Genomic DNA, 26,745 nt, shown 5'->3' with positions numbered 1-26,745 from the left:
TCTCCAACGGATTCCGGGAGCCGTCGCCATGGGGCACTACAAGTCGAATCTTCGCGACATCCAGTTCAACCTCTTCGAGGTGCTCGGGCGCGACAAGCTGTACGGCACCGGCCCGTTCGAGGAGATGGACACCGAGACCGCGAAGAGCATCCTCGACGAGCTGACCCGCCTCTCGGAGAACGAGCTGGCGGAGTCGTTCACGGACGCCGACCGCAACCCGCCGGTCTTCGACCCGGAGACCAACACCGCGCCGGTCCCCGCCTCCTTCAAGAAGAGCTACCAGGCCTTCATGGACTCCGAGTACTGGCGGCTCGGCCTGCCCGAGGAGATCGGCGGCACCACCGCCCCGCCGTCCTTGATCTGGGCGTACGCGGAGCTGATCCTCGGCGCGAACCCGGCCGTGTGGATGTACTCCTCCGGCCCGGCCTTCGCGGGCATCCTCTTCGACGAGGGCAACGACGTCCAGAAGAAGATCGCGCAGATCGCCGTCGAGCGGCAGTGGGGCTCGACGATGGTCCTCACCGAGCCCGACGCGGGTTCCGACGTGGGCGCCGGCCGCACCAAGGCCGTGCAGCAGGAGGACGGCTCCTGGCACATCGAGGGCGTCAAGCGCTTCATCACGTCCGGTGAGCACGACATGTCGGAGAACATCCTCCACTACGTGCTCGCCCGCCCCGAGGGCGCCGGCCCCGGCACCAAGGGCCTCTCCCTCTTCATGGTCCCGAAGACGCTCTTCGACTTCGAGACCGGCGAGCTGGGCGAGCGCAACGGCGTCTACGCCACGAACGTCGAGCACAAGATGGGTCTCAAGGCGTCCAACACCTGCGAGATGACCTTCGGCGACCGCCACCCCGCCAAGGGCTGGCTGATCGGCGACAAGCACGACGGCATCCGTCAGATGTTCCGCATCATCGAGTTCGCCCGCATGATGGTCGGCACGAAGGCGATCTCCACCCTCTCCACCGGGTACCTCAACGCGCTCGAGTACGCCAAGGAGCGCGTCCAGGGTCCCGACCTGGCGAACTTCATGGACAAGGCCGCGCCGAAGGTCACCATCACCCACCACCCCGACGTGCGCCGCTCGCTGATCACGCAGAAGGCGTACGCGGAGGGCATGCGCGCCCTCGTCCTCTACACGGCCTCGATCCAGGACGCCATCGCCGTCAAGGAAGCGGCCGGCGAGGACGCGAAGACCGAGCACGCGCTCAACGACCTGCTCCTGCCGATCGTCAAGGGCTACGGCTCCGAGAAGGGCTACGAGCAGCTCGCCCAGTCGCTGCAGACCTTCGGCGGCTCCGGGTTCCTCCAGGAGTACCCGATCGAGCAGTACATCCGCGACGCCAAGATCGACACCCTCTACGAGGGCACCACCGCGATCCAGGGCCAGGACTACTTCTTCCGGAAGATCGTCCGCAACCAGGGCGCGGCGCTGAACTCCCTCGCCGAGGACATCAAGAAGTTCCTCGCGCTGGGCACCGGCGGCGAGCAGCTGGCCGGCGCCCGCGAGCACCTGGCCAAGGCGGCCGTCGAGCTGGAGGCCATCGTCGGCCTGATGCTGACCGACCTCGCGGCCACCGAGCAGGACGTCAAGAACATCTACAAGGTGGGCCTGAACACCACCCGCCTGCTGCTCGCCTCCGGCGACGTGATCGTCGGCTACCTGCTCCTCAAGGGCGCGGCGATCGCCGCCGAGAAGCTGGAGACGGCCTCCGCCAAGGACCGGCCGTTCTACACCGGCAAGATCGCGGCGGCGAAGTTCTTCGCGGCCAACGTCCTGCCGGGCGTCACCCTGGCCCGCAAGATCGCCGCCGACGTCGAGCTGGACCTGATGGAGCTGGACGAGGCCGCCTTCTAGGACGCCCCCCGGTCCAGCACCGGAGAGGCGTTCCGGGCCGTCCCCGGCCGGCGCCGGGGACGCGTTCCGGGGCGGCTCCGGAGGGTGGTCGGGGACGCCTTCGGGGAAGCTCCGGAGCGTGGTCGGAGGCACCTGCGGGGTCACACTCCGGGCGCCTCCGAGGCCATGTTCCGGGTCCGGTTCAGGTCCGCTCCTGCTCCGGTTCGCGTCCGCTCCGGTTCCGGCCCGGGTGTGTTCCGGGTCCGGTCCGGGTATGTTCCGGGTCCGCTCGGGGTCCGGTCCGGTTCCGTTCCGCGTCCGCCGCCGCGGGTCCGTTCCAGGACGCAATCGGACTCACCCGGACTCACCAGGACAACCGCGCAGCACTCCACACGGTCCTCACGAGGGCCCGCTCCCATCCCCGGGAGCGGGCCCTCGTACGTCGTTAAGGTGAACACCATGAGCGAACCCTCCCGCTTCGACCGCGGCCACACCGACGACCTCATGACGTATCTGACGGCGAGCCCGTCGCCGTATCACGCCGTGGCGAACGCGGCCGAGCGGCTCGAGAAGGCCGGATTCCGCCAGGTCTCGGAGACGGACGCCTGGGACGCCGAGACGCACGGCGTCTCCGCCTCCGGCAGCGGCGGCCGGTACGTGCTGCGCGGGGGCGCGATCGTGGCCTGGTACGTGCCCGAGGGCGCGGCGCCGCACACGCCGTTCCGGATCATCGGCGCGCACACCGACTCCCCGAACCTGCGCGTCAAACCGCTGCCCGACACCGGCACACAGGGCTGGCGGCAGGTGGCCGTGGAGATCTACGGCGGCCCACTGCTCAACTCCTGGCTCGACCGCGACCTCGGCCTGGCGGGCCGGCTGACCCTGCGCGACGGCACGACGCGCCTCGTCGACGTCGGCCGCCCGCTGCTGCGCGTCCCCCAACTCGCCATCCACCTCGACCGGGCGGTCAACGCCGACGGCCTCAAGCTCGACAAGCAGCGTCACCTCCAGCCCGTCTGGGGCCTCGGCGGCGACGTGCGCGACGGCGACCTGATCGCCTTCCTGGAGGACGAGGCCGGGCTGGCCCCGGGCCAGGTCACCGGCTGGGACCTGATGGTGCACTCCGTGGAACCGCCCGCCTACCTGGGCCGCGACCAGGAGTTGGTGGCCGGCCCGCGCATGGACAACCTGCTGTCCGTGCACGCCGGCACCGCGGCGCTGGCGGCCGTGGCGACGGGCGACGCGGAACCTCCGTACATCCCGGTGCTGGCCGCCTTCGACCACGAGGAGAACGGCTCGCAGTCCGACACCGGCGCGGACGGTCCGCTGCTCGGCAGCGTGCTGGAACGTTCGGTCTTCGCGCGCGGAGGCTCCTACGAGGACCGGGCGAGAGCCTTCGCGGGCACCGTCTGCCTCTCCTCCGACACCGGGCACGCCGTACACCCCAACTACGCGGAGCGGCACGACCCGACGCATCACCCGCGGGTCAACGGCGGGCCGATCCTGAAGGTCAACGTCAACAACCGCTACGCCACGGACGGCACCGGCCGGGCGGTGTTCGCCGCGGCCTGCGAGACGGCGGGCGTGCCGTTCCAGAACTTCGTCTCCAACAACTCCATGCCGTGCGGCACGACCATCGGCCCCATCACCGCGGCCCGGCACGGCATCCGCACCGTCGACATCGGCGTGGCCATCCTGTCGATGCACAGCGCACGGGAGTTGTGCGGCGACGCCGACCCGTACCTGCTGGCCAACGCGCTCACGGCGTTCCTGCGGGGATGACGGCCCGGCCGGCGAACGCGCCCGCGACGCATGGCAGTCGACCGCCCGGGTACCCGGAGTCCGGTGGTGACCGGAACGGCCGGTACACCGGACAGGAGGCAACACCATGGGCCTCGGCGGATGCATCATCCTCATCGCCGTGGGAGCCATCCTCACGTTCGCGACGGACTGGGACATGCAGGGCGTCAACCTCGACCTGGTCGGCGTCATCCTGATGATCGTCGGCCTGATCGGCGTGACGACCTTCAGCAGCATCGCCCGGCGCCGCCGCGTGATGGTGCCTCCCGCCTCGACCACGGTGGTCGAGACCGAGCGGCACCACCACCGCGACGGCTACAGCGACGGCTACGGCGCCTGACCGTGCCCGCCGTGTTCCCGGCCGGGCCGCAGGTCAGGCCTGTGGGTCCAGCCCGGCGAGAACCAGCGGCAGCCGGTCCGCCGCGCCCTCGGTGAGGCGGACCGGGACACCCCAGTCCTGCTGGTGGACATGGCAGGCCGGGTACTCGTTGGCCGGGTCGTCGTCGCACGAGGCCGCCATCGCGGAGACGTGCAGGACCCCCTCCGGCACGGCCGGATCGAGCTCCAGCGCGCGGGTCAGGTCCGTGCCCGCGCCCCCACCCTTCAGCAGCAGTTCGGGCGGGGTCGCGGAGACCAGCAGCCGCGTCGACGGACCGTACCGCGTGTCCAGCTTCTGGCCGGCCGGCGCCTGGAAGATCACGTCGAGCCGCAGCGATCCCGGCGCGACGTCGGTCGCCGCGCGCCGGGTGCGGTGGGCCACCGCGTCCACCGTGACGGCGTCCTCCGGCAGCCGCACCCGGGTCAGCCGGTGCCGGGCCGACTCGACGACCACGATGTCCTCGCCGACCAGGACGGCGTCGCTGGGCTCCCTCAGGTCCGTCGCCAGCGTGCTGACCTCGCCCGTCGCCGGGTCGTAGCGGCGCAGCGCGTGGTTGTAGGTGTCGCTGACGGCGACCGAGCCGTCGGGCAGCACGGTGACGCCCAGCGGGTGCTGGAGCAGGGCCTGGCCGGCCGGGCCGTCGCGGTGCCCGAAGTCGAACAGCCCGGTGCCGACGGCCGTGTGCACGGCGCCCGCCCGGTCGACCCAGCGCAGCGCCGACGACTCGGAGTCGGCGAGCCACAGTCGCTCCCCGTCCGGCGCGGCGGCCAGACCCGACGGCTGGGCGAACCATGCCTGGGCGCCCGGTCCGTCGACGAGCCCCTCGTTGGTCGTGCCCGCCACGACGCCCACCGTGCCGTCGGCCGGGTCGTACGCCCACAGCTGGTGCACGCCGGCCATGGCGATCCACACCCGGCCGCCGAAGAGCGCCACGTCCCACGGCGAGGAGAGGTCGACCTCGCGCGCGGGACCGGACGTCGGCGTTCCCTGCCACCACTGCCTGCCGGTCCCGGCCAGGGTCGTCACGGCACCCGAGTCCAGGTCGAGCCGGCGCAGGGCGTGGTTGACGGTGTCGGCGACGACCACGGCCCCGTCGTCGAGCAGGGCGAGGCCCTGCGGTTCGTTGAAGGCGGCGGTCTGCGCCGTGCCGTCGACGAGGCCGCGGACGCCGGACCCGATCCGGCGCACCACCGTCTCCCCGTCCTCCGCGAGTTCCACGAGCTGGTGCCGTGTGGTGTCGCTGACCAGGAGGTTCCCGCCGGGCAGCACAAGGACCTTGCCCGGGAAACGCAGGGCGGTCGGCTCGGGCTCCGGCGCCACGTACGGCCCGTCCCCGCGCCGCAGCGTGCCCTTCGCCGCGTGCTCGGCCTCCAGCCCCGCCACCAGCCGCTCGATGGCGTGCGCATGCCCCTCACCGGCGTGCTGCGCGACGACGTACCCCTCGGGGTCGATGACGACGAGCGTCGGCCACGCGCGGACCGCGTACTGCTTCCACGTCGTCAACTCGGGGTCGTCGAGCACCGGATGCTCCACTCCGTACCGCTCGACGGCGTCGACGACCGCCTGGTGTTCTGCCTCGTGGACGAACTTCGGCGAGTGCACGCCGACCACGACCACCGTGTCCCGGTGCTTCTCCTCCAACTCCCGCAACTCGTCCAGAACATGCAGACAGTTCACACAGCAGAACGTCCAGAAATCAACAACAACGCACTTACCTCGCAGGTCCGCGAGGGTGAGTTCCTTCCCACCGGTGTTCAGCCATCCACCCTTGCCGATCAGCTCGGGGGCACGGACACGGACGCGGCGGGGGGCCGGGGCGGGTGAGGAGTCGGTCATGCCTCAAGGGTGCCACCGGCCCCCGACAGTCACGCCCCGGCCCCCTTTCCGCCGGTCACTGCCGCAGTCGGGTCATTCCTCGCGGCATTTCCCGCCCGGGCCGGGAAGGTCCCGCCCGGCCGGGGAAGCGGTAGCGGTATGAGATTTCTCGTGCGTGACCGGCTGCTCGGGCTCGGAGACGACTACTGGATCGAGGACGACCGCGGCGAAAAGGTCTACCTCGTCGACGGCAAGGCGATGCGGCTGCGGGACACCTTCGAGCTGAAGGACACCCGCGGACGGATCCTGATCGACATCCACCGGAAGATGTTCGCCCTGCGGGACACCATGGTGATCGAGCGGGACGGCGAACCGCTGGCCACGATCCGGCGCAAGCGGCTTTCGCTGCTGCGCAACCACTACCGGGTGGCTCTGGCGGACGGCCGCACCGAGCTCGACGTCAGCGGCAAGATCCTCGACCGGGAGTTCGCGGTCGAGTACGACGGCGAACTCCTGGCCGTCGTGTCACGGCGGTGGCTGCACGTGCGGGAGACGTACGGCGTCGACGTCGTGCGCGAGGACGCGGATCCGGCGCTGCTGATCGCGGTGGCGGTGTGCGTGATCCACCTCGCGGACAAGGAGCGGCACGACGACTGAGGCGCGGGCGCCCGTCGGGGCGGACCGCCGCCGGAACCGCCGCCGGGGCCGGCCCAAGGACGACCGTCGGCCGTCGCGACCCGGACGTCGAGGACCGGCCGTCCGCGGCGACCGGCGTGCGACCGCCCCGGACCCGCGAACGGCGGGCCGGGAGGCCGGAAGGCCGGAAGGCCGGAAGGCCGGAAGGCCGGAAGGCCGGAAGGCCGGAAGGCCGACGGGTAGCAGGCAGCGGGGTCAGGGGGTCGGGGTGCGCAGGCCGAGGACGCGGTCCTTGAGGGCGGGGAACAGTTCACGGGTCGTGGCGACCGCGCCCGGGTCGAAGTCGACGGTCAGGGTCTCCTCGCCGGGGCCCGCCTCGGCCAGCACCTCGCCCCACGGATCGACCACGATCGAGTGACCCGCCTGCGGAACTCCGGCGTGCGTCCCGGCCGTTCCACACGCGAGCACGAACGCCTGGTTCTCGACCGCCCGCGCCCGGGCCAGCAGCGTCCAGTGCGCCCGGCGGCGCTCCGGCCAGCCCGCGGAGAGCACGAAGGTCTCGGCGCCGGCGTCCACGAGGGTGCGGAAGAGTTCGGGGAAACGGAGGTCGTAACAGGTGGCGACGCCGAGGGTCGTCCCGGGGAGGCGTACCGTCACCGGGTCCCCGCCCGCGCTCATCAGCACGGCCTCGCCCTTGTCGAAGCCGAAGCGGTGGATCTTGCGGTAGGCGGCCGCGAGCTCACCTGAGGGGGAGAAGACGAGCGACGTGTTGTAGAGGGGCCCCTCGTCCCCGCCGGAGCCGCTCCCGGCCGGCGCCCGTTCCGGGATCGAGCCCGCGTGCAGCCATACGCCCGCGTCGCTCGCCGCCTTCGCCATCGCCTCGTACGTCGGACCCTTCAACGGCTCGGCCTCGTCGGCGAACCGCTCGTAGGCGAACGCCCCGGTCGTCCACAGCTCCGGCAGCACCACGAGGTCGGCGCCGGCCTGTTCTCTTACCAGCGCGGCGGCCCGCAACCGTCGCGCTTCGACCGATTCGTCCTCATCTGCAGCGATCTGGAGGAGAGAGGCGCGCACACTACCACCGTCCTGGCATTCGAGTAGTCCACACGGGCCTACGATCGTCACACGAAAGCACTGCCGGGGTGCCTCACAGCAGCGTAACTTAGCGTTTCGTAGAGACCCGCCGACACCTGCCGACACCCGCCACCTCCCGCTGGCAACGCCGCCACAGCCCACCCGAGTACCGACCGCCGAGGGGTCCCGTTTCCGTGAGTCTGCATCCCACCCTCCAGCCCTACGCCGACGCCTGGACCCACTCCATCGAAGCGATATCCGAGCTGGTGCAGCCTCTGGTGGAGGCGGACTGGAACCGCCGGACGCCGTGCCCGGGCTGGTCGGTCCGCGACATCGTGTCGCACGTCATCGGGCTGGACTGCGAGATGTACGGCGACCCGCGCCCCATCCACACGCTCCCGCGCGACCTGTTCCACGTCACCAACGACTTCCAGCGCTACATGGAGATGCAGGTCGACGTCCGCCGTCATCACACGGCGCCGGAGATGACGTCCGAGCTGGAGTACACGGTCATCCGCCGCAACCGGCAGCTGCGCAACGAGACGCGCCAGCCCCACACGACGGTGCGCGGTCCGCTCGGCACCGAGCTCACGCTCGAGGAGTCGATGCGGCTGCACGCGTTCAACGTCTGGGTGCACGAGCAGGACCTGCGCACCGCCCTCGGCCGGCCGGGCAACCTCGACTCCCCCGGCGCGCACATCGCCCGTGACGCGCTGCTGGCCGAACTCCCGGCGGTCGTCGCCGAGAAGGCCGACGCCCCGCGCAGTTCCGCGGTCGTCTTCGACGTGCACGGCCCGATCGAGTTCCTGCGCACGATCCGCGTCGACATCCAGGGCCGTGGCACCCTGGAGACGGCGCCCGCGCTCGGCCCCGCCGCCGCGTTCACCCTCGACTGGGAGACGTTCGTCCGTCTGGCCTGCGGCCGGGTCACGGCGGAGGCGGTCGCCGACCGGGTGAAGGCGGAGGGCGAGCCGGAGCTCACGGCGGCCGTCCTGCGGAACTTCGCGGTCACCAGGTAGCCGACGCCGGCCTCGGCGGCCGGCCGGGACCCGACGACGGTGCGGCACTCGACGACAACGGGCCCGTCGTGCGATCACGACGGGCCCGTTCTCCGTGCTCAGCGGTCGACCGGAGGGTCAGCCCAGCCTGGCGAAGCCGTAGTTCAGCAGCTTGGTCGCGTCGGTGGCGCGCACCGTCACGCTGGTGGACGCCAGCACCGTGCCCACGACGGTCTTGCCGTTACGGGTGGCGGCGAAGACGAGGCAGTACTTCGCCTCCGGGCCGGAGCCCGTCTTCACGCCGATGGCGCCGCTGTAGCTGCTCAGCAGCGTGTTGGTGTTGGTCCAGGCCCCCATGGTGCGGACGGAGCCGGTCTTGGTGATCGTCTTGGCGGTGTACGACTTGGTCTTGACGATCGCGCGGAAGTTGCCGTTCCGCAGCGAGTTGCTGGCGAGCTTCGTCAGGTCCTTGGCGGTCGAGTAGTTCGCCCCGCTGCCGATGCCGTCGAACGAGTCGAAGTGCGTCTTCGTCATGCCGAGCGTCTTGGCCTTGGCGTTCATCTTGGCGATGAAGCTCTTCACGCGCGCGGCCCGCGTCGTGCCCGTGCCGAACTTGTCGGCCAGGGCGTACGCGGCGTCGCAACCGGACGGCAGCATCAGCCCGTAGAGCAGCTGCCGGACCGTGACCTTGTCGCCGACGATCAGCCGCGCGGACGACGCGGTGTTCGCGACGATGTAGTCGCTGTATGCCTTCTGGATGACGACCTTGGTGTCCAGGTTCAGGTTCGCCTGCGACAGCACGACGTTCGCCGTCATGATCTTGGTGGTGGAGCCGGTGGACATCTTGGTGTCCATGCCCTTGCCGTAAAGCGCCGCACCGTTCGCGTTGTTCATCACGAAGCCGGTCTTGGCGGCGATCGTGGGCGTCGCGACAGCCTGCGCGGGCGCCGCGGTGAGGGCTCCGGTCGCGAGCACTGCGCCGGCGGTGACGGCAACGGCGGCGGCCCTGCGGACTCGAATGCCCTTGATGGCGGTTATCAACTGAAATACCCCGATTACGTCGAATGCCCCTACGGTGCGGCCAAGTTCAAGGGGGAAAGAGATGGGCCGCACATGTGTGACACGTAAGTAGCACACAAAGTTGTGCGTCTGCCGGGCAGAATTTCCGATTTCTTGATCCGTTCCTTACCCAGCCCCGCGACCGGCACCCCCGATCGGCACGCCGATCGACGCCCCCGGTCGGCACCCGTGACCGATACCCGCCGGGTCCCGCGCTCCAGGGTCCGCATCCTGGACCGGCCCCCCGTTGCGTACGTGTTGTATCTATCCTGTGGCCATGCAGTCCACCGCTCCGCCCGCCTCCCTCTTCGCTCCCTCCAACGCTCCCGCTCCCGCCCCCGTCAAGCAGCCGCCCGCCGCCGACCGCGTGTACGCGCACGTCAAACAGGGTGTCCTGAACCGCCGTTACCAGGGCGGCGCCCTTCTCACCGAGGGGGAACTGGCCGAGGCCGTGGGCGTCTCGCGCACTCCGGTGCGGGAGGCGCTGCTGCGTCTGGAGGTGGAGGGGCTGATCAAGCTCTACCCAAAGAAGGGGGCCCTGGTGCTGCCGGTCTCCGCGCAGGAGATCGCGGACGTGGTGGAGACCCGGCTGCTGGTGGAGGAGCACGCGGCGCGCAAGGCGGTGCCCGCGCCGGCCGGGCTGATCGAGCGCCTGGAGGAACTGCTCGAGAGACAGAGGGAGCAGACGGCGACGGGCGACCTTGCCGCGGCCGCCACGACGGACCGTTGTTTCCACGCCGAGATCGTCCGCAGCGGCGGCAACGAGATCCTGTCGCGGCTCTACGACCAGCTCCGCGACCGCCAGTTGCGCATGGGCGTCGCCGTGCTGCACTCGCACCCGGACCGGATCGCCAAGTCCCTCGCCGAACACGAGGAACTGCTCCGGGCGCTGCGCTCCGGCGACGCCGACGCGGCCGTGCGGATCGTGCGCCGGCACATCGGCTGGTTCTCCCACCTGGCCCGCGGGGAGGTCCGATGAGCACCAAGGCCCGCGGCCCGAACTCCACTCTTCCGGGTGACCCTCCCCCGGAGGGGGCGCCCCCGGGTGGACGGCGCGCGATGGCCGTCTGGGGCATCGGCGTCTCGGTCTACTTCGTCGCCGTCATCTTCCGTACGTCGCTGGGGGTGGCCGGCCTCGACGCCGCCGACCGCTTCCGGGTGAACGCCTCGGCCCTGTCCACCTTCTCGATCCTCCAGCTCCTCGTGTACGCGGGCATGCAGATACCGGTGGGCCTGCTGGTCGACCGGCTCGGCACGCGGAAGGTGCTGGCCATCGGCACCCTGCTGTTCACGGCCAGCCAACTCGGTTTCGCCTTCTCCCCGTCCTACGGCACGGCGCTCGCCTCGCGCGCGCTGCTCGGCTGCGGGGACGCGATGACGTTCATCAGTGTGCTGCGGCTGGGCAGCAGGTGGTTCCCGGCGCGCCGAGGACCGATGGTGGCGCAGCTCGCCGGCCTGGTGGGGATGGCGGGCAACCTCGTCTCCACCCTGGTGCTGGCCCGCCTGCTGCACGGCGTCGGCTGGACGGCCGCCTTCGCGGGCAGCTCGCTGGCGGGTGTGGTCGTCCTGGTCCTTCTGCTGCTCTTCCTGAAGGACCATCCCGAGGGCCACGAGCCGGCGCCCTTCCCGCACCGGGGCGCCGCGTACGTGCGCCGTCAGATCGCCGCTTCCTGGCGCGAGCCGGGCACCCGCCTGGGCCTGTGGGTGCACTTCACCACCCAGTTCCCGGCGATGGTTTTCCTGCTGCTGTGGGGCATGCCGTTCCTGGTCCGGGCGCAGGGGCTGTCGCGGGCGACGGCCGGCGAACTCCTCACGCTGGTGGTCCTGTCCAACATGGCCGTCGGCCTGGTGTACGGGCAGATCGTCGCCCGGCATCACGGGGCGCGGCTGCCGCTGGCCCTGGGCACGGTGGGCGCGACGGCGCTGATGTGGGCGAGCACACTGGCCTACCCGGGCGACCGGGCGCCGATGTGGCTGCTCGTCGTGCTCTGCTCGGTGCTCGGCGCGTGCGGCCCCGCGTCCATGCTCGGCTTCGACTTCGCGCGCCCCGCGAACCCGCCCGAGCGGCAGGGCACCGCGTCCGGCATCACGAACATGGGCGGCTTCGTGGCCTCGATGACGACGCTCTTCGCGGTCGGCGTGCTGCTGGACGCGACCGGTGACGACTACCGGATCGCCTTCTCCTTCGTCTTCGTCCTGCAGGCCCTGGGCGTCAGCCAGATCCTGCGGCTGCGCGGTCGGGCGCACCGGCGGGAGCGGGAGCGGCTGGTGGCGAGCCGGGTGGAGACGGTGCACGTGCCGGCCTGAGGCCGAGGACGGCGCGGCCGCCCTTTCCTCCTGCCGCTGTCGCGCGGGCAGCCGCGCCCCGGGTGTCCGGGGCGCGGCTCGCGTCGGACCGGCCGCTCGGCCGGGACCGGCCGCTCAGCCCCAGGTGATCAGTTTCCTCGGCTGCTCCAGGATCGCCGCCAGGTCGGCCAGCACCTTGGAGCCCAGCTCGCCGTCGACCAGGCGGTGGTCGAAGCTGAGCGCCAGCGTCGTGACCTGGCGGGGTTTCACCTTGCCCTTGTGGACCCACGGCTGGAGCTTGATCGCGCCGACCGCGAGGATCGCGGACTCGCCGGGGTTCAGGATCGGTGTGCCGGTGTCGACGCCGAAGACGCCGACGTTGGTGATGGTCACCGTGCCGCCCTGCATGGCGGCCGGGGAGGTCTTCCCCTCCCGCGCCGTCGACACCAGGTCGCCCAGCGACTCCGCCAGCTGCGGCAGGGTCTTGGCGTGGGCGTCCTTGATGTTCGGGACCAGCAGGCCCCGCGGTGTGGCGGCCGCGATGCCCAGGTTGACGTAGTGCTTGACCACGATCTCCTGCGCCGCCTCGTCCCACGAGGCGTTGATCTCCGGGTTGCGCCTGATCGCGACCAGGAGGGCCCTGGCGACGAGGAGGAGCGGGTTGACCCTGAGGCCCTGCAGGTCCTTGTCCTGCTTGAGCTCCTCGACGAGCTTCAGCGTGCGCGTCACGTCGACCGTCACGAACTCCGTGACGTGCGGCGCGGTGAACGCCGAGCCGACCATCGCCGCCGCCGTCGCCCTGCGGACGCCCTTGACCGGGATCCGGGTCTCCCGAGCCGTGTCGTACGACGGCGCGGGCGCGGCCGTCGGCACGGTGGCAGGGGCGGTGCCCGGGGCCTGCGTCTGCGGCGACGCGGGCTCGGCCGCCGGTGCGGCCGGCGCCGTGGGAGCCGCCGGGGCCGCCGCGGCGTGGACGTCCTCGCGGGTGATGACACCGTCCGGGCCGGACGGGACCACCGTGGCGAGGTCGACGCCCAGGTCCTTGGCGAGCTTGCGGACCGGCGGCTTGGCCAGCGGCCGCTCCTTCACGGCCGGCGCTGCGCCGTGGCCGTTCAGCTCGGCCTGGAGCGTGTCCGGGACGCGCGCGACCGTGATCTCCGGGCCCTTGCGCGGACGGCGCTTGGTGGAGGACGCGGCCACGCCGTACCCGACGAGCACCGGCTGACGCCCCGAGCCGGCCGGCTTCGGGGCCGGCGGCGCCTCGGGTCGCTTCTCCGGGGCGGCCGGCGTCTGCACGGCGGCCTGCGCCGGCACCTCGGCGACCGGGGCGGAAACCGGGGCGGCGAGCGCTCCGGCGCCGCCCGCCCCGCCCGCCACGTCGACCGCGATGATCGACATGCCCACGTCGACCGTGGCGCCCTCGGGGAAGCGCAGCTCGCGCACCACCCCGTCGTAGGGGATGGGCAGTTCGACGGCGGCCTTGGCCGTCTCGACCTCGCACACCACCTGTCCGTCCGTCACGGTGTCGCCGGGCTGGACGTACCACTTGAGGATCTCGGCCTCGGTGAGCCCCTCGCCCACGTCGGGCATCTTGAACTCGCGTACGGACGCTTCCGTCATCGTCGTCACGACCCTCTCCTCAGTACGCCAGGGCACGGTCGACGGCGTCGAGCACCCGGTCCAGGCCAGGCAGGTACTCCTCCTCCAGGCGCGCCGGCGGGTACGGGGCGTGATAGCCGCCGACCCGCAGGACCGGCGCCTCCAGGTGGTAGAAGCAGCGCTCCGTGATCCGGGCGGCGATCTCCGCGCCCGATCCGAAGAACACCGGTGCCTCGTGGACCACGACCAGGCGGCGGGTCTTCTCCACCGACGTCTGGATCGAGTCGAAGTCCAGCGGGGAAACCGAGCGCAGGTCCAGGACCTCGAGGTTCTTGCCCTCCTCGGCGGCCGCGGCGGCGACCTCCTGGCAGAGCTTCACCATCGGGCCGTAGGCGACCAGTGTCAGGTCGGTGCCCTCGCGGACGACCTGGGCCTTGTGCAGCGGGCCCGGGATCGCCTCGGTGTTGACCTCGCCCTTGTCCCAGTAGCGCCGCTTCGGCTCGAAGAAGATCACCGGGTCGTCGCTCTGGATGGCCTGCTGCATCATCCAGTACGCGTCGGAGGCGTTGGACGGGGAGACGATCTTCAGGCCCGACACGTGCGCGAAGAGCGCCTCGGGGGACTCCGAGTGGTGCTCGACCGCGCCGATGCCGCCGCCGTAGGGGATGCGGACGACGACCGGCATCTTGACCTTGCCCAGCGAGCGCGCGTGCATCTTCGCGAGCTGGGTGACGATCTGGTCGTAGGCCGGGAAGACGAAGCCGTCGAACTGGATCTCCACGACCGGGCGGTAGCCGCGCAGGGCCATGCCGATCGCGGTGCCGACGATGCCCGACTCGGCGAGCGGGGTGTCGATGACGCGGCTCTCGCCGAAGTCCTTCTGCAGGCCGTCCGTGACGCGGAAGACGCCGCCGAGCTTGCCGACGTCCTCGCCCATGACGAGGACCTTGGGGTCCGTCTCGAGGGCGCGGCGCAGCGACTCGTTGATCGCCTTGGCCAGGGCCAGGTTCTTGGTGGTCGCGTTGTCCGCCATGTCAGTTACCCCCCGTACCCGCGGCGAAGCCGCTGTCGGACTCCGTCGCGAACGACTCCTGGTACGCGGCGAACTGGGCCCGCTCCTCGTCGACGAGCGCATGTCCGTCCGCGTACACGTTCTCGAAGATGGCGAAGTGGTCCGGGTCCGGCATGGCGCGGACCGCTTCGCGCACTCGCCTTCCCAACGCCTCGCTCTCGGCCTCGAGTTCCGCGAAGAATCCCTCGTCCGTGTGGTTCGACGCCTCGAGGTGGCGGCGCAGGCGCAGGATCGGGTCCTTCGCCTCCCAGGACTCGCGCTCCTCGTCGGCCCGGTACTTGGTGGGGTCGTCGGAGGTGGTGTGCGCGCCCATGCGGTACGTGTACGCCTCGACGAGGGTGGGGCCCTCGCCGTTGCGGGCGCGCTCCAGCGCCCACCTGGTGACCGCGAGGCAGGCGAGGACGTCGTTGCCGTCGACGCGGACGCCCGGGAAGCCGTAGCCCTGCGCGCGCTGGTAGAGCGGGACGCGGGTCTGCTTCTCGGTGGGCTCGGAGATCGCCCACTGGTTGTTCTGGCAGAAGAACACGACCGGCGCGTTGTAGACGGCGGAGAAGGTGAAGGACTCCGCCACGTCGCCCTGGCTGGAGGCGCCGTCGCCGAAGTAGGCGATCACCGCGCTGTCCGCGCCGTCCTTGGCGACGCCCATCGCGTACCCGGTCGCGTGCAGCGTCTGGGAGCCGATGACGATCGTGTAGAGGTGGAAGTTGTTGCTGTTGGGGTCCCAGCCGCCGTTGTTCACGCCGCGGAACATGCCGAGCAGGTTGGTCGGGTCGACGCCGCGGCACCAGGCGACGCCGTGCTCGCGGTAGGTCGGGAAGACGTAGTCGTCGTCGCGCAGGGCCCGGCCGGAGCCGATCTGGGCGGCCTCCTGGCCGAGCAGCGACGCCCACAGGCCGAGCTCGCCCTGCCGCTGCAGGGAGGTGGCCTCGGCGTCGAAGCGACGGGTGAGCACCATGTCGCGGTACAGGCCGCGGAGGTCTTCGGGGGTGACGCCGGCGACGTACTGGGCGAACTCGGCGTTCTTCGCGTTCTTGACCCGCTTGCCCTCCGGCGTCAGGAGCTGCACGAGCTCGGGCTCGGCGCTCTTGCCGGCGCCTGCGCGGGTGGTGCGCCCGGTGCCGGTGGTGCCGGCCTTGCTTCCGGCGCTGCGTCGCGGCTTGCGCGCGGCAGTGCTCTCCACGGTCACGTGTGCTCCTCCGTCGTTCCGGCCCCCGGGGTTGCCGGGTGGCTGGGGGTCCCCCGGCTCTTCAGGAGCCTGGGGGAGCGGCTCACCTGTTCCGACACCCGTGCACGGGGTGGGTGCCGCTCGGCCGGAACAGGCGTGACAGGTGCCCCGGCGAGCGCCCTGCAGTCATCACGTTACCCAGTGCTCCACATACTTGTGAAACCCCTCCTGACCTGCGTTTTTGCTTGGATTTCCAAGTAAATCGGCAAAGTCGGGAAGGAGCCTGGTCACAGCCTTGCAGGAGGCCGGAGCAACGGCACGTTAACCCGGCCACCCAGGCCACGGGAAGAGTCAGTATGTGAGACCGGGTGGCGGTACGGGCCCCGCGGGGCTCTTCAGGGCGCCGCCGAAGACCGCCGGACGCCACCCGCGGGCGGCCCGACGCGATCACCGACGACCAACTCTGACACGTGTTGACATCAGGTGACGTTCCGTGACTGTCTGCGACAACGCCCAGCTCACGGCCTCGCTCCGTGCCCTAGCATCGGGCGCGTGCCGCGCTCCTGTGTACCACCGTCCATGCCCCACGCGCCCCCTTTGAGCGCCCTGCTCCGTCGGTACGCCGCCGGTACGGCGCTCGCCTGCGAACCCGTTGACGAAGGCCTGCTCAACCGCGGATACCGGCTGCGCACCACCCGCGGCCGCTATTTCCTCAAGCACCATTTCGACCCCGACACCGCCGACCCCGTCTCCGTCGCCCGTCAGCACCGGGCCACCGAGCGGCTGGCCGACCTCGGCGTCCCGGTCGCTCCCCCGCTGTCCGCACACGACGGACGCACGGTCGCCGTCGTCGGCGGCCGCGTCTACGCCCTGCACCCCTGGGTCGAGGGCCGGCACCGCAACGGCGCCCAGCTCACCGCAGGCCAGTGCGGCCGTCTGGGGGCGCTGCTGGGGGTGGTGCACGCCAGCCTGGAGCACGTGATGCGCACGGCGCGCGAGCCGGAGCGCACTCCTTGCGCCGCGCAACGCGCTCCGGCACGCGGTCCCCAGACGTCCGCCCAGCCGAGCGCTGACCCCGCGGACACCTTCGTCCTCATCGACGACCTCCTCGCGCGCGTGCGCCGCCGACGCCCCGCCGACGCCTTCGACGAACTCGCCCGCCACCGCCTCCTGGAGCGCCGCACACTGCTGGAACGGCACGCGGACCGGCGGCCGCCGCACACGGGGCCGGTCGGCTGGGTGCACGGGGACTTCCACCCCTTCAACCTGCTCTACCGCGGAGACGCGCCCGCCGCCATCGTCGACTGGGACCGGCTCGGCGTGCAGCCCCGCGCGGAGGAGGCCGTCCGCGCCGCCGCGATCTTCTTCGTCCGGCCCGACGGCACACTCGACCTGCCGAAGGCGAGGGCGTACGCACGCGCGTACCGGCGCACGGCCGGCGCCGCACCCTGTGAACTCGCGGCGGCCGTGCATCGCGTGTGGTGGGAGCGGCTCAACGACTTCTGGATGCTGCGCTGGCACTACGAGCGCGACGACACGCGCGCGGACCCGCAGTTCCCTGCCGCCTCCGCGCTGGCCGTCTGGTGGACCCGGGAGTACGACGCGGTCTGCGGCGCGTTCACCGGCTGACCGGGACACCGGCGGCGCCCACGGACCACCGCCCCGCGCCGGACGAGCACGCGCGCGTGGAGCCCTTTCACGGGCTCACGTGTGCGTGGCAGACACGACGCGGGCGGGCCGGCACCCGCAGGGAACCGTGGCGGCATCCGCGGGGCCGGGCGGCCCGGTGTCGCTCAGTTGGGGAGGCCTGCGCCCCCGAGCGTGGTGTTGCCCTGGTCCGCGCCGCCCGTCGGGTCCTCCGAGGCCGGGGGGCTCGGGTCGGTCTCCGTGTCGGACGGCTTGTCCGACGGCTGGGTGGCCGTCTCGCCGTCCGTCGGCTCGCCCGTGGCGGACTGGGACGGCGAGGAGGACGGCGAGCGCGACGGCGTGTACGACGGCGAGTAGTTGTGGTTGTCGTTGGATCCCGTGCCGTCGTCCGTGCTGTCGCCCGTGGACGTTTCGGTCTCCTCCTGGCTCGGCTCCGCGCTCGGCGAGACGTCCGAGGCGGTCGGCGAGGCCGAGGGCGACGGGCGGGTCCCGCCGCCGTCCTTGTCGCCCACCTTGTTGTTCAGGGCGAGCGCGACGCCCGCGGCAATGGCGATCACCGCGAAGACTGCGAGGATCCACAGCTTGCCGCGGCCGCTGCCCTTGTTGCCGTGGCCCTCGAAGCCGCCGTCGTCGCCGCCGCCGTAACCGGTGGGCAGGATCGGCTGCGGGATCTGCGAGGTGCTGGAGCCGTCCGCGCCGTGCGGCAGCACGGTGGTGCTCGCGTAACCGCCGGGGGGCGTGCCGCGGCCGTCGGCGACGCCCACGGGCCCGGTGTTCCAGGTGCCGGTGTGACCGCCCTGGTCGTACAGCATCTGCAGCCCGTACTGGACGAGGCCGCGCATCTCCTCCGCCGTCTGGAAACGGTCGTCGGGGTCCTTCGCCAGAGAACGCATGACGAGCCCGTCGAGTTCCGGCGGGCACTCCCCGCCCGAGGTCTGCGACGGCGGCACCGGGATGTCCTGGACATGCTGGTAGACCACCGACAGCGGCGTCTCACCGGTGAAGGGGGGACGCAGCGCGAGCAGTTCGTACAGCAGGCAGCCCGTCGCGTACAGGTCGGAACGGTGGTCGACGGCCTTGCCGAGCGCCTGCTCCGGGGAGAGGTACTGCGGGGTGCCCATGACCATGCCGGTCTGCGTCATCGTCGTGGACGCACCGTGCAGGGCGCGCGCGATGCCGAAGTCCATCACCTTGACCGCGCCGTTGTGCGTGATGATCACGTTCGCCGGCTTGATGTCACGGTGCACGATGCCGTGCTGGTGCGAGTAGGCGAGCGCCTCGAGCACGCCGGAGGTGATGATCAGGGCCTGCTCGGGCCCGGGTGCCTCGGCGTTGAGGAGGAGGTCGCGAATGGTGCGTCCCTCGACGATCTCCATCACGATGTACGGCACGCTCTGGCCGCCCACGAAGTCCTCGCCGGAGTCGTACACGGCGACGATCGCATGGTGGTTGAGACCGGCCACCGACTGGGCCTCACGCGTGAAGCGGGCCTTGGACACCGGGTCCTCGGCCAGATCGGCGCGCAGCAGCTTGACCGCGACGGTGCGTCCGAGACGCACGTCCTCGGCTGCGAACACCTCGGCCATGCCGCCCCGGCCGAGTCTGCGGGTCAGCCGGTACCGGCCGTCTCCGACGAGCCCTCCGTTGCCCCAGTTCTCCGGCGCATCTGACATACCGCCGCCAGTCGCCTCGGGGTCGGACGGGCCCTGAGCGCGCTGCTGTGCCATCAGTCCTCGCCGTCGTTTCTGCCCGCGGTGCGCGCGGTGTTGTCACGGTCTCCGTCGGCCACGCTACAGCCTCCGCGCAATCCTCCGGTCCGGGACGATCGCCATGATGACGACCCGGACGTGCCCGGGCGCGGGTCCGGGACGGACGGGTCATGCAACCCCCACCCCGTGCCGACGTGCAAATCCTGTGTACCTGCCGTACGGCGGCTGTAACGCTTCCGCGACGCTTCTTCCTCCTAGGGTCACGGAACGGGCACCGAACTTGACGTGTCGGTGCCCTGCGGCAGACTTGGCCGGGAATAGCACTTTGGATCAACGGCAGTCAACGGTGCCGAAGGCCTACGGGGGACGCAGAAGATGAGCCACGACGGCGGGCAAGGCCGGTACGCGGGGCGGGCGCTCGCCGCCGGCCGCTATCAGCTGCGCGACCTGCTCGGCGAGGGCGGCATGGCCTCGGTGCACCTCGCCTACGACTCCGTGCTCGACCGGCAGGTCGCGGTCAAGACCCTGCATACCGAGCTGGGCCGTGAGCAGGCCTTCCGCGAGCGGTTCCGCCGCGAGGCCCAGGCCGTGGCCAAGCTCACGCACACCAACATCGTCTCCGTCTTCGACACCGGAGAGGACGAGGTCGACGGGCTGACGACCCCGTACATCGTCATGGAGTACGTCGAGGGCCGCCCGCTCGGCTCGGTGCTCGACGAGGACGTGCGACGGCAGGGCGCGATGCCCGCCGACAAGGCGCTGAAGATCACCGCGGACGTGCTGGCGGCCCTGGAGATCAGCCACGAGATGGGGCTGGTCCACCGCGACATCAAACCCGGCAACGTGATGATGACCAAGCGCGGCGTGGTCAAGGTGATGGACTTCGGCATCGCACGCGCGATGCAGTCCGGCGTCACCTCGATGACGCAGACCGGCATGGTGGTGGGCACTCCGCAGTACCTCTCGCCCGAACAGGCCCTGGGGCGTGGCGTGGACGCCCGGTCCGACCTCTACTCGGTCGGCATCATGCTGTTCCAACTGGTCACCGGAAGACTGCCGTTCGAGGCGGATTCACCGCTTGCGATCGCGTACGCGCACGTGCAGGAGGAGCCGGTGGCTCCCTCGTCGATCAACCGGGCGCTGCCGCCGGCCGTCGACGCACTCGTCGCGCGCGCGCTGAAGAAGAACCCGAACGAGCGTTTTCCGACCGCGGTCGCCATGCGCGACGAGTGCCTGCGCGTCGCCGCGTCCTTCCAGCCGGCCCCGCCGAGCATCGTCCCGGGCGCGCAGACGGCGAGCGGCGCGGGCGTCGGCTCCGCGGTGTTCCCGCCGGTCGGCCAGGGCACCCCGGCACCCCAGGGAAACGTCCAGACGCCCTACCAGCCCGCGCCGAACCCCAACCCGTACGGCACCCCGACGCCGTCGCCCTCCTACGGCTACCCGCAGCAGGGCGGCTATCAGACGCCGGCGCCGGCGTACAACCACCAGCATGCGCCCACCCCGCCCGGGTACCACCTGAGCCCGCAGGCGTCGACCGCGGTGGCCCAGAGCAGCGCCCGCCGGAGCAGGGCGGTGTTGATCTGCTCGGCCGTGGTCGCCGTGGTGGCGGTCGGCGGCCTCATGGGCAGCCTCGCCACGAACGGGGACGGCAACGGCGCCAAGGGCGGCAGGAGCAGCGCCTCGCCCTCGGCGACCAAGGCAGCGGGCTACCGCGCACCGGACCCCACCAAGACGATCGATGCGACGGAGTGCTCCGAGCCGAAGGAGTCGTACAACGACCCCGACAAGATCCAGGTCCCGAACTTCAGGTTCAAGTACATCGGCTCGGTCAAGGAGTGCTTCCAGGCCGCCGGCTGGAAAATCAAGGTCACGAACATGGACGAGAACACGTACGGCGCCGGGGCGGTCATGGACCAGTTCCCGTCCGCCGGGACGGACGTCGACCCGGCGGACATGCCCGAGATCGAGCTGAAGGTGTCCACGGGCAACCCGGCTTCCTGACGCAACGGTCCGAGGCAGCAGCACGAGGAGTGGGGCCCGGCGTCCTGGACGCCGGGCCCCACTCCTCGTCGGGTCGGTTCGGGTGGGGTCGGGCTCTACAGGTACGGTCCGCCGGTGCGGCCGCCCGCGCGCGGGTCGTCGCCGCCCTCGTGGCCGACGCCCGGCGGCAGGGCGCGGCGCATCTGCTCGAGTTGGGCACGCGCGGCCATCTGCTGCGCGAAGAGGGTGGTCTGGATGCCGTGGAAGAGGCCCTCGAGCCAGCCGACCAACTGGGCCTGCGCGATGCGCAGCTCCGCGTCGCTCGGGGTCGACTCCTCGTTGAAAGGCAGAGAGAGCCGCTCCAGTTCCTCGACCAGTTCCGGCGCCAGGCCGTCCTCCAGCTCCTTCACCGAGCTCGAGTGGATCTCCTTCAGCCGGGCCCGGCTCGCCTCGTCGAGAGGAGCCGCGCGCACCTCCTCGAGCAGTTGCTTGATCATGCTGCCGATGCGCATCACCTTCGCGGGCTGCTCGACCTGCTCCGTCACCGGGATCTCACGGGAGTCCTCGTCGGCGTCGATGCCGCCCAGCGCCATGCCGTCCTGGCCGACGACCAGGATCTTCTGGGCGTTCTCCGGCGACCTTTCGTTCCTCGACATCTCCATGCCGCCATTCTCGCGCACGCTCCGCACCGCCATGTTCCTGCCCCCGCGACAGTCGCCCGCCGTTCCCGTTCGGCGGAATCCGGAATGCGGTTCCATTTGACGAATGTGAGGCTTGTCGCGTCCTTATCTTGGCAAATAGGGCGTGTTTCGAAAGTGGTGTCGCCTGCCCGAAAGGCAGGCCGGGCAGCGTCCGGTGCGTGCGATCGCAAGGCGGAGGCTCGCCCCGTTACTGGTCGTATCGGGGCGATCCCGACAACGCGGCTGGGGATCCCCCTCCGGGAGAGCGCGTGCCGGACGCCGCCCGGCAGACGGGACTCTCGAAACACGCCCAAGGTCTCCTCTCGGCGACCGGGTACTGGGAGGGGGTCACTGACGTGACTCCATGGCAGCGGACGTCGGGCGCGACGCGTACCGGCGATCGAGGGCGCGCTGAGACGCGCGTACGGAAGCGGGCGAGGCGCACGGCCGCGCTCGCGCGGAGGCCTGCGGCGACGGGGGCGGTGGCCCTGGCGGGTGCGCTCCTGCTGCTGCCGGGCGGCGGCGCGCCGTACGCGGCCGCCCCCGCGCACTTCGTCGCACCGCGGCCCGTCGGCCCGTCCGCGTCCCCCTCCGCCCGTGAACCGGAACGGGCGGGCAGCCGGGCGGGCGAAGGCCGGCAGCGGCCCGGGCGGACGGCCGACGAGACCGACGCGGCGGACGACGCGTCCGGCGTGGGCGCGCTGCCCGACGAACCGGACGAAGCCGGCGACGGCGACACCGAGGCCGGGGACGGCGATCCCGACGACGACACCGCCGCGTCCGCGCCGCCGAAAGCCTCCGCTCCCGCGACCCCGGGCACGCCGCGGGACGACGTCCGGCAGGCGGCCGCCCAGGGGGAGCGGGCCGACGGTCCCGTGCTGCAGATCCTGCCGCTGGGCAGCGGCCTCGTCCTCATCGGCCTGGGCATCGCCCTGGCCCTCGCGGCGCTGCGTCTGCGGCGCGGGTAGCGCCGGCGCCGCGGGCAGGCCGCCCCGGGTGGCCCTCGAGGCGTCGCCGGAACGTCCTCACGGGTCCCGGGGTCCCGGGGTCCTCAGGAGGTCCGGGGGCTCTCGGGGGCCCTCATGGGGTGATCAGCAGCACCTTGCCGACATGGCCGCTCTCCTCGACGACTCGGTGGGCGGCTGCCGCCTCACTCATCGGCAGTTCGCGGTCGACGACCGGGCGTACGTGGCCGCTCGCGAGCAGCGGCCAGACGTGCTCGCGCACGGCGGCCACGATGGCGGCCTTCTCCTCCAGCGGCCGGGCCCGCAGCGAGGTCGCGCTGACCGCGGCCCGCTTCGCGAGGAGCATGCCGATGTTCAGTTCCGCCTTGACGCCGCCCTGCATCCCGATGATCGCGAGCCTGCCGTTGACGGCGAGGGCCCGCACGTTGCGGTCCAGGTACTTCGCGCCCATGTTGTCGAGGATGACGTCGGCGCCGGCGCCGTCGGTGGCCTTCTTCAGCTCGGCGACGAAGTCCTGCTCGCGGTAGTCGATCAGGATGTCGGCGCCCAGCTCGGCGCACCGGTCCAGCTTCTCGGCGGTCCCCGCGGTGACGGCCACCTTCGCGCCGACGGCCTTGGCCAGCTGGATCGCCATGGTGCCGATGCCGCTGGACCCGCCGTGCACCAGCAGCGTCTCGCCCGGCCGCAGGTGAGCGATCATGAAGACGTTCGACCAGACGGTGCTGGTGACCTCGGGGAGCGCGGCGGCCCGGCGCAGGTCGACGCCCTGCGGCACGGGCAGCAGCTGACCGGCCGGCACGGCGACCCGCTGCGCGTACCCGCCGCCCGCGAGCAGCGCGCACACCTCGTCGCCGACGTTCCAGCCGGACACCCCCGGGCCCAGGGCGGCGATCCTGCCCGAGCACTCCAGGCCGGGGTGGCGGGATGCCCCGGGCGGCGGGTCGTAGAAGCCCTGCCGCTGCAGGATGTCGGCCCGGTTGACGGCGCTGGCCACCACCTCGACCAGGACCTCGCCCTCCCCGGGTACGGGATCGGGGACCTCGTCCCAGACCAGCGCCTCGGGACCACCGGGTTCGGGAATCGTGATCGCATGCATGGGGCGACGCTACTCCTCCCCACTTCCCCTCCTCCGAACATGGTCCGCGGGCCCGCGGAGAGGGGCGCGGGCGAAAACCCACGTGCGATCACCGATGAGTTCCGGCGAAGGTAAAGGTCTCCCCATGCGTAGCCGAGTACGCGGAAGGAACCCCATGAGCGATCACACCGCCGGCCTGGCGATCGAGACCGCGGGCCTGGTGAAGACGTTCGGCGACACCAGGGCGGTGGACGGCGTCGACCTCGCCGTGCCCACCGGCACGGTCTACGGCGTCCTCGGCCCGAACGGCGCCGGCAAGACCACCACCGTCAAGATGCTGGCCACCCTGCTGCGGCCCGACGGCGGTGAGGCCCGGATCTTCGGCCACGACGTCGTCCGCGAGGCCGACGAGGTACGCGGCCGGGTCAGTCTCACCGGCCAGTACGCCTCCGTCGACGAGGACCTGACCGGCACCGAGAACCTGGTGCTCCTCGGGCGGCTCCTCGGCCACGGCAAGAAGGCGGCGCGGGATCGGTCCGGCCAGCTCCTGGCGGCCTTCGGGCTCGCGGAGGCCGCCGCGAAGCAGGTCAAGCACTACTCGGGCGGCATGCGGCGCCGCATCGACATCGCCGCCTCCATCCTCAGCACTCCCGACCTGCTCTTCCTCGACGAGCCGACCACCGGACTCGACCCGCGCAGCCGCAACCAGGTCTGGGACATCGTGCGGGCGGTGGTCGCCCAGGGCACCACCGTGCTGCTGACCACGCAGTATCTCGACGAGGCCGACCAGCTTGCGTCCCGGATCGCCGTCATCGACCGGGGCCGGGTCATCGCCGAGGGCACGAAGGGCGAACTGAAGGCGTCCGTCGGCGCCGGCTCCGTCCATCTGCGGCTGCGGGACGCCGGCCAGCGGGCGACGGCCGAGCAGGTGCTGCGGCTGACGCTGGACGCCGACGTCCAGCCCGAGCCGGACCCCGTGGCGCTGACCGCCCGGCTGAGCGCCGCCGCGCAGGACGGCGCCGCCGAACAGGCCGCCCGGGCCCTCGGCGAACTCGCCCGGGCCGGCGTCACCGTCGACAACTTCTCCCTGGGCCAGCCCAGCCTGGACGAGGTGTTCCTCGCCCTCACCGGACACGACACACAGGCCGACGCCGACAGCCGGGCGGCCCGGGAAGGCGAGGAGGCGGCATGAGCACCACGACCACCGCGGAGGTCCAGGACCTCGCGCCGGTCAGCGCCGAGTCGCTGGCCGCCCTGCTCGTCACCAAGGAGCGGCCGCCGCGCCCGAGCGCGCTGTCCGCCTCCCTGACCTTCGGCTGGCGGGCCGTCCTCAAGATCAAACACGTCCCGGAACAGCTCTTCGACGTGACCGCTTTCCCGATCATGATGGTGCTGATGTACACGTATCTCTTCGGGGGCGCCCTGGCCGGCTCCCCGGAGAAGTACATCCAGTTCCTGCTGCCGGGCATCCTGGTGATGTCGGTCGTGATGATCACGATGTACACGGGTGTCTCGGTGAACACCGACATCGAGAAGGGCGTCTTCGACCGGTTCCGGTCGCTGCCGATCTGGCGGCCGTCGACGATGGTCGGCTATCTGCTCGGCGACGCCCTGCGGTACACGATCGCGTCCGTGGTCATGCTCACCGTGGGCATCGTGCTCGGCTACCGGCCGGACGGCGGGGTCGCGGGAGTGGTCGCCGGGATCGCCCTGCTGATCGTCTTCTCGTTCGCGTTCTCGTGGATCTGGACGATGTTCGGGTTGCTGCTGCGCACCGAGAAGTCGGTGATGGGCGTCAGCATGATGGTGATCTTCCCGCTCACCTTCCTGTCCAACGTGTTCGTCGATCCGCACACCATGCCGGGGTGGCTGCAGGCGTTCGTCAACAACAGCCCGGTCACCCACCTCGCCTCGGCGGTGCGCGGCCTGATGGCGGGCGACTGGCCGGGGGCCGAGATCGCCTGGACGCTGGGCTGGGCCGGACTGTTCGTGCTGGTCTTCGGGCCGGTCACGATGCGGCTCTACAACCGCAAGTAGCGCGGCCCCAAGCCCGCTACGACCCCGGCCGTCGGCCCCGGCGCCTCCCGCTACGACCCCGGCCGTCGGCCCCGGCGCCTCCCGCTACGACCCTGGCCCTCGGCCCCGGCACATCCCGCCTCACCGAAGTCCGCGGCCCCAGGCAGCACCACAGACCCGCGGCAGCAGCACGGCCCCGCGACCGGCGCGTGGCTCGCCGGCCCGCCGTTCCCGCCGGCCCGCCTCAGGCCGGCGGGAGCGGCGGAACGCCGGGCATACCCGGCGGTCCGAGTGGGGACCGTCCGGGGCCGGGGCCGATCCGCACGATCGCGACCAGCCGGTCCGTCGGCTCCAGCACCCCGATCGCCGGATCGTCGTAGGCGAGCACCCGGTGGCCGCGGACGACGCTCACCACCAGGTCGGCCGTCTCCCGCGGCCCCCGGCCCACCTCGGCCTTGGTGACGGGTCGTTCCACGAGGTCGAGCCCGTCGCCCTGCCGGATGAGGTCCTCCATGACGCTGCCCGCCGCCGGGCTGAGCACGGACAGGCCGAGCAGCCGGCCGGCCGCCCCGGCACTGGTGATGACCTCGTCGGCGCCGGACTGCCGGAGCAGCGGCGCGTTCTCCTCCTCACGGACCGCCGCCACGATCTTCGCCCCGGGATTGAGCTGCCGGGCCGTCAGCGCCACCAGCACGGCCGTGTCGTCGCGCTGGGTCGCGATGACGATGCGCCCCGCCCGCTGCACCTCCGCCCGCCGCAGCACGTCGCTGCGCGTGGCGTCGCCGACGACGCCCTCGTAGCCCTCGGCCCGGGCCGCGTCGATCACCTTCACGCTCGGGTCGATCACCACGACCTGCTCCTTGCGCAGCCCGGAGGCACAGGCCGTCCGGATCGCGGACCGCCCCTTCGTTCCGAAGCCGACGACGACAGTGTGGTCGCGCAAGGGGACCTCCGGG

General features: G+C 71.6%; 21 protein-coding genes and 1 pseudogene. 12 read left to right on the top strand and 10 right to left on the bottom strand.

From position 1 onward, the window contains the following. Positions 1-28 precede the first annotated feature (28 nt). From C6376_RS10020 to C6376_RS10010, 3 genes are all read left to right on the top strand, one after another. A complete protein-coding gene (locus tag C6376_RS10020; protein WP_107443104.1) occupies positions 29-1,855 on the top strand; it encodes an acyl-CoA dehydrogenase in 1,827 nt (608 codons plus the stop codon). A gap of 438 nt (positions 1,856-2,293) precedes the next feature. Continuing rightward, positions 2,294-3,616, top strand: a complete 1,323-nt coding sequence (locus C6376_RS10015; protein WP_107443103.1) for a M18 family aminopeptidase — start codon at positions 2,294-2,296, stop codon at positions 3,614-3,616. Between the two features lie 106 nt (positions 3,617-3,722). Next, the gene (locus C6376_RS10010) at positions 3,723-3,974 is read left to right on the top strand and encodes a DUF6458 family protein (RefSeq protein ID WP_057578039.1); all 252 of its coding nucleotides are present in this window, start codon (positions 3,723-3,725) and stop codon (positions 3,972-3,974) included. A 33-nt stretch (positions 3,975-4,007) separates the two neighbouring features. Here C6376_RS10010 and C6376_RS10005 read toward each other — a convergent pair whose 3' ends face one another. Then, a complete protein-coding gene (locus C6376_RS10005) occupies positions 4,008-5,849 on the bottom strand; it encodes an NHL domain-containing thioredoxin family protein (protein ID WP_107443102.1) in 1,842 nt (613 codons plus the stop codon). A 138-nt stretch (positions 5,850-5,987) separates the two neighbouring features. Between C6376_RS10005 and C6376_RS10000 the strand changes: the two genes are divergently transcribed. Continuing rightward, a complete protein-coding gene (locus C6376_RS10000; RefSeq protein WP_107443101.1) occupies positions 5,988-6,485 on the top strand; it encodes an LURP-one-related/scramblase family protein in 498 nt (165 codons plus the stop codon). A 234-nt stretch (positions 6,486-6,719) separates the two neighbouring features. Here the strand turns inward: C6376_RS10000 and C6376_RS09995 are convergent, their stop codons facing one another. Next, positions 6,720-7,538: a carbon-nitrogen family hydrolase gene (locus C6376_RS09995; protein ID WP_107443100.1), complete on the bottom strand. Its 819-nt coding sequence runs from the start codon at positions 7,536-7,538 to the stop codon at positions 6,720-6,722. A gap of 194 nt (positions 7,539-7,732) precedes the next feature. Between C6376_RS09995 and C6376_RS09990 the strand changes: the two genes are divergently transcribed. Then, on the top strand, positions 7,733-8,557 hold the full coding sequence (locus C6376_RS09990; protein ID WP_107443099.1) for a maleylpyruvate isomerase family mycothiol-dependent enzyme: 825 nt from the start codon (positions 7,733-7,735) through the stop codon (positions 8,555-8,557). A gap of 117 nt (positions 8,558-8,674) precedes the next feature. Here C6376_RS09990 and C6376_RS09985 read toward each other — a convergent pair whose 3' ends face one another. Continuing rightward, positions 8,675-9,577 (bottom strand): D-alanyl-D-alanine carboxypeptidase family protein, encoded by a 903-nt coding sequence (locus tag C6376_RS09985; protein ID WP_107443098.1) that lies wholly within the window; start codon positions 9,575-9,577, stop codon positions 8,675-8,677. 295 nt (positions 9,578-9,872) lie between these two features. Between C6376_RS09985 and C6376_RS09980 the strand changes: the two genes are divergently transcribed. Further along, positions 9,873-10,574 carry a GntR family transcriptional regulator gene (locus C6376_RS09980; RefSeq protein ID WP_107448870.1) on the top strand — a complete coding sequence of 234 codons (702 nt, stop codon included), beginning with the start codon at positions 9,873-9,875 and terminating at the stop codon, positions 10,572-10,574. A gap of 80 nt (positions 10,575-10,654) precedes the next feature. Next, positions 10,655-11,902 carry a nitrate/nitrite transporter gene (locus C6376_RS09975; RefSeq protein WP_107443097.1) on the top strand — a complete coding sequence of 416 codons (1,248 nt, stop codon included), beginning with the start codon at positions 10,655-10,657 and terminating at the stop codon, positions 11,900-11,902. Positions 11,903-12,016: 114 nt separating this feature from the next. On the opposite strand, the gene C6376_RS09970 is transcribed toward C6376_RS09975, so the two are convergent. Genes C6376_RS09970 through pdhA form a run of 3 tightly spaced genes read right to left on the bottom strand, consistent with a single transcriptional unit; the run spans position 12,017 to position 15,738 of the window. Continuing rightward, entirely contained in the window at positions 12,017-13,510 is a 1,494-nt protein-coding gene (locus tag C6376_RS09970) for a dihydrolipoamide acetyltransferase family protein (RefSeq protein WP_107443096.1), read from the bottom strand. Between the two features lie 10 nt (positions 13,511-13,520). Beyond that, positions 13,521-14,513, bottom strand: a complete 993-nt coding sequence (locus C6376_RS09965; protein ID WP_107443095.1) for an alpha-ketoacid dehydrogenase subunit beta — start codon at positions 14,511-14,513, stop codon at positions 13,521-13,523. 1 nt (position 14,514) lies between these two features. Beyond that, positions 14,515-15,738 (bottom strand): pyruvate dehydrogenase (acetyl-transferring) E1 component subunit alpha, encoded by a 1,224-nt coding sequence (gene pdhA / locus C6376_RS09960; RefSeq protein WP_107443094.1) that lies wholly within the window; start codon positions 15,736-15,738, stop codon positions 14,515-14,517. 558 nt (positions 15,739-16,296) lie between these two features. Here pdhA and C6376_RS09955 point away from each other — a divergent pair. Beyond that, a complete protein-coding gene (locus C6376_RS09955; RefSeq protein ID WP_107443093.1) occupies positions 16,297-17,346 on the top strand; it encodes a phosphotransferase in 1,050 nt (349 codons plus the stop codon). Between the two features lie 164 nt (positions 17,347-17,510). Here C6376_RS09955 and C6376_RS09950 read toward each other — a convergent pair whose 3' ends face one another. Continuing rightward, a complete protein-coding gene (locus tag C6376_RS09950; RefSeq protein WP_107443092.1) occupies positions 17,511-19,094 on the bottom strand; it encodes a protein kinase in 1,584 nt (527 codons plus the stop codon). 354 nt (positions 19,095-19,448) lie between these two features. Between C6376_RS09950 and C6376_RS09945 the strand changes: the two genes are divergently transcribed. Continuing rightward, positions 19,449-21,074 carry a protein kinase gene (locus C6376_RS09945; RefSeq protein WP_107443091.1) on the top strand — a complete coding sequence of 542 codons (1,626 nt, stop codon included), beginning with the start codon at positions 19,449-19,451 and terminating at the stop codon, positions 21,072-21,074. 95 nt (positions 21,075-21,169) lie between these two features. On the opposite strand, the gene C6376_RS09940 is transcribed toward C6376_RS09945, so the two are convergent. Beyond that, positions 21,170-21,715 carry a bacterial proteasome activator family protein gene (locus C6376_RS09940; RefSeq protein WP_057578052.1) on the bottom strand — a complete coding sequence of 182 codons (546 nt, stop codon included), beginning with the start codon at positions 21,713-21,715 and terminating at the stop codon, positions 21,170-21,172. A 500-nt stretch (positions 21,716-22,215) separates the two neighbouring features. Here C6376_RS09940 and C6376_RS09935 point away from each other — a divergent pair, with 500 nt between their 5' ends. Continuing rightward, the gene (locus C6376_RS09935) at positions 22,216-22,701 is read left to right on the top strand and encodes a hypothetical protein (RefSeq protein ID WP_107443090.1); all 486 of its coding nucleotides are present in this window, start codon (positions 22,216-22,218) and stop codon (positions 22,699-22,701) included. Between the two features lie 112 nt (positions 22,702-22,813). Here C6376_RS09935 and C6376_RS09930 read toward each other — a convergent pair whose 3' ends face one another. Beyond that, on the bottom strand, positions 22,814-23,794 hold the full coding sequence (locus C6376_RS09930) for an NAD(P)H-quinone oxidoreductase (RefSeq protein WP_107443089.1): 981 nt from the start codon (positions 23,792-23,794) through the stop codon (positions 22,814-22,816). Positions 23,795-23,948: 154 nt separating this feature from the next. On the opposite strand from C6376_RS09930, the gene C6376_RS09925 reads away from it, so the two are divergent. Both C6376_RS09925 and C6376_RS09920 read left to right on the top strand, forming a co-directional pair. After that, positions 23,949-24,965 carry an ATP-binding cassette domain-containing protein gene (locus C6376_RS09925; RefSeq protein ID WP_107443088.1) on the top strand — a complete coding sequence of 339 codons (1,017 nt, stop codon included), beginning with the start codon at positions 23,949-23,951 and terminating at the stop codon, positions 24,963-24,965. After that, complete coding sequence (locus C6376_RS09920) at positions 24,962-25,810, top strand: ABC transporter permease (protein ID WP_107443087.1); 849 nt, start codon at positions 24,962-24,964, stop codon at positions 25,808-25,810. Before C6376_RS09925 ends, C6376_RS09920 begins: the two co-directional genes overlap by 4 nt. Before the next feature lie 223 nt (positions 25,811-26,033). Here C6376_RS09920 and C6376_RS09915 read toward each other — a convergent pair. Then, positions 26,034-26,732 (bottom strand): annotated as a pseudogene (locus C6376_RS09915) (TrkA family potassium uptake protein); the annotation flags it as partial. Positions 26,733-26,745: the final 13 nt, after the last annotated feature.

Origin of the sequence: Streptomyces sp. P3 (assembly GCF_003032475.1) — a bacterium.
Classification (GTDB): Bacteria; Actinomycetota; Actinomycetes; order Streptomycetales; family Streptomycetaceae; genus Streptomyces.
The sequence above is the reverse complement of the archived record's forward strand: the minus strand, read 5'-3'. Positions and strand labels throughout refer to the sequence as shown.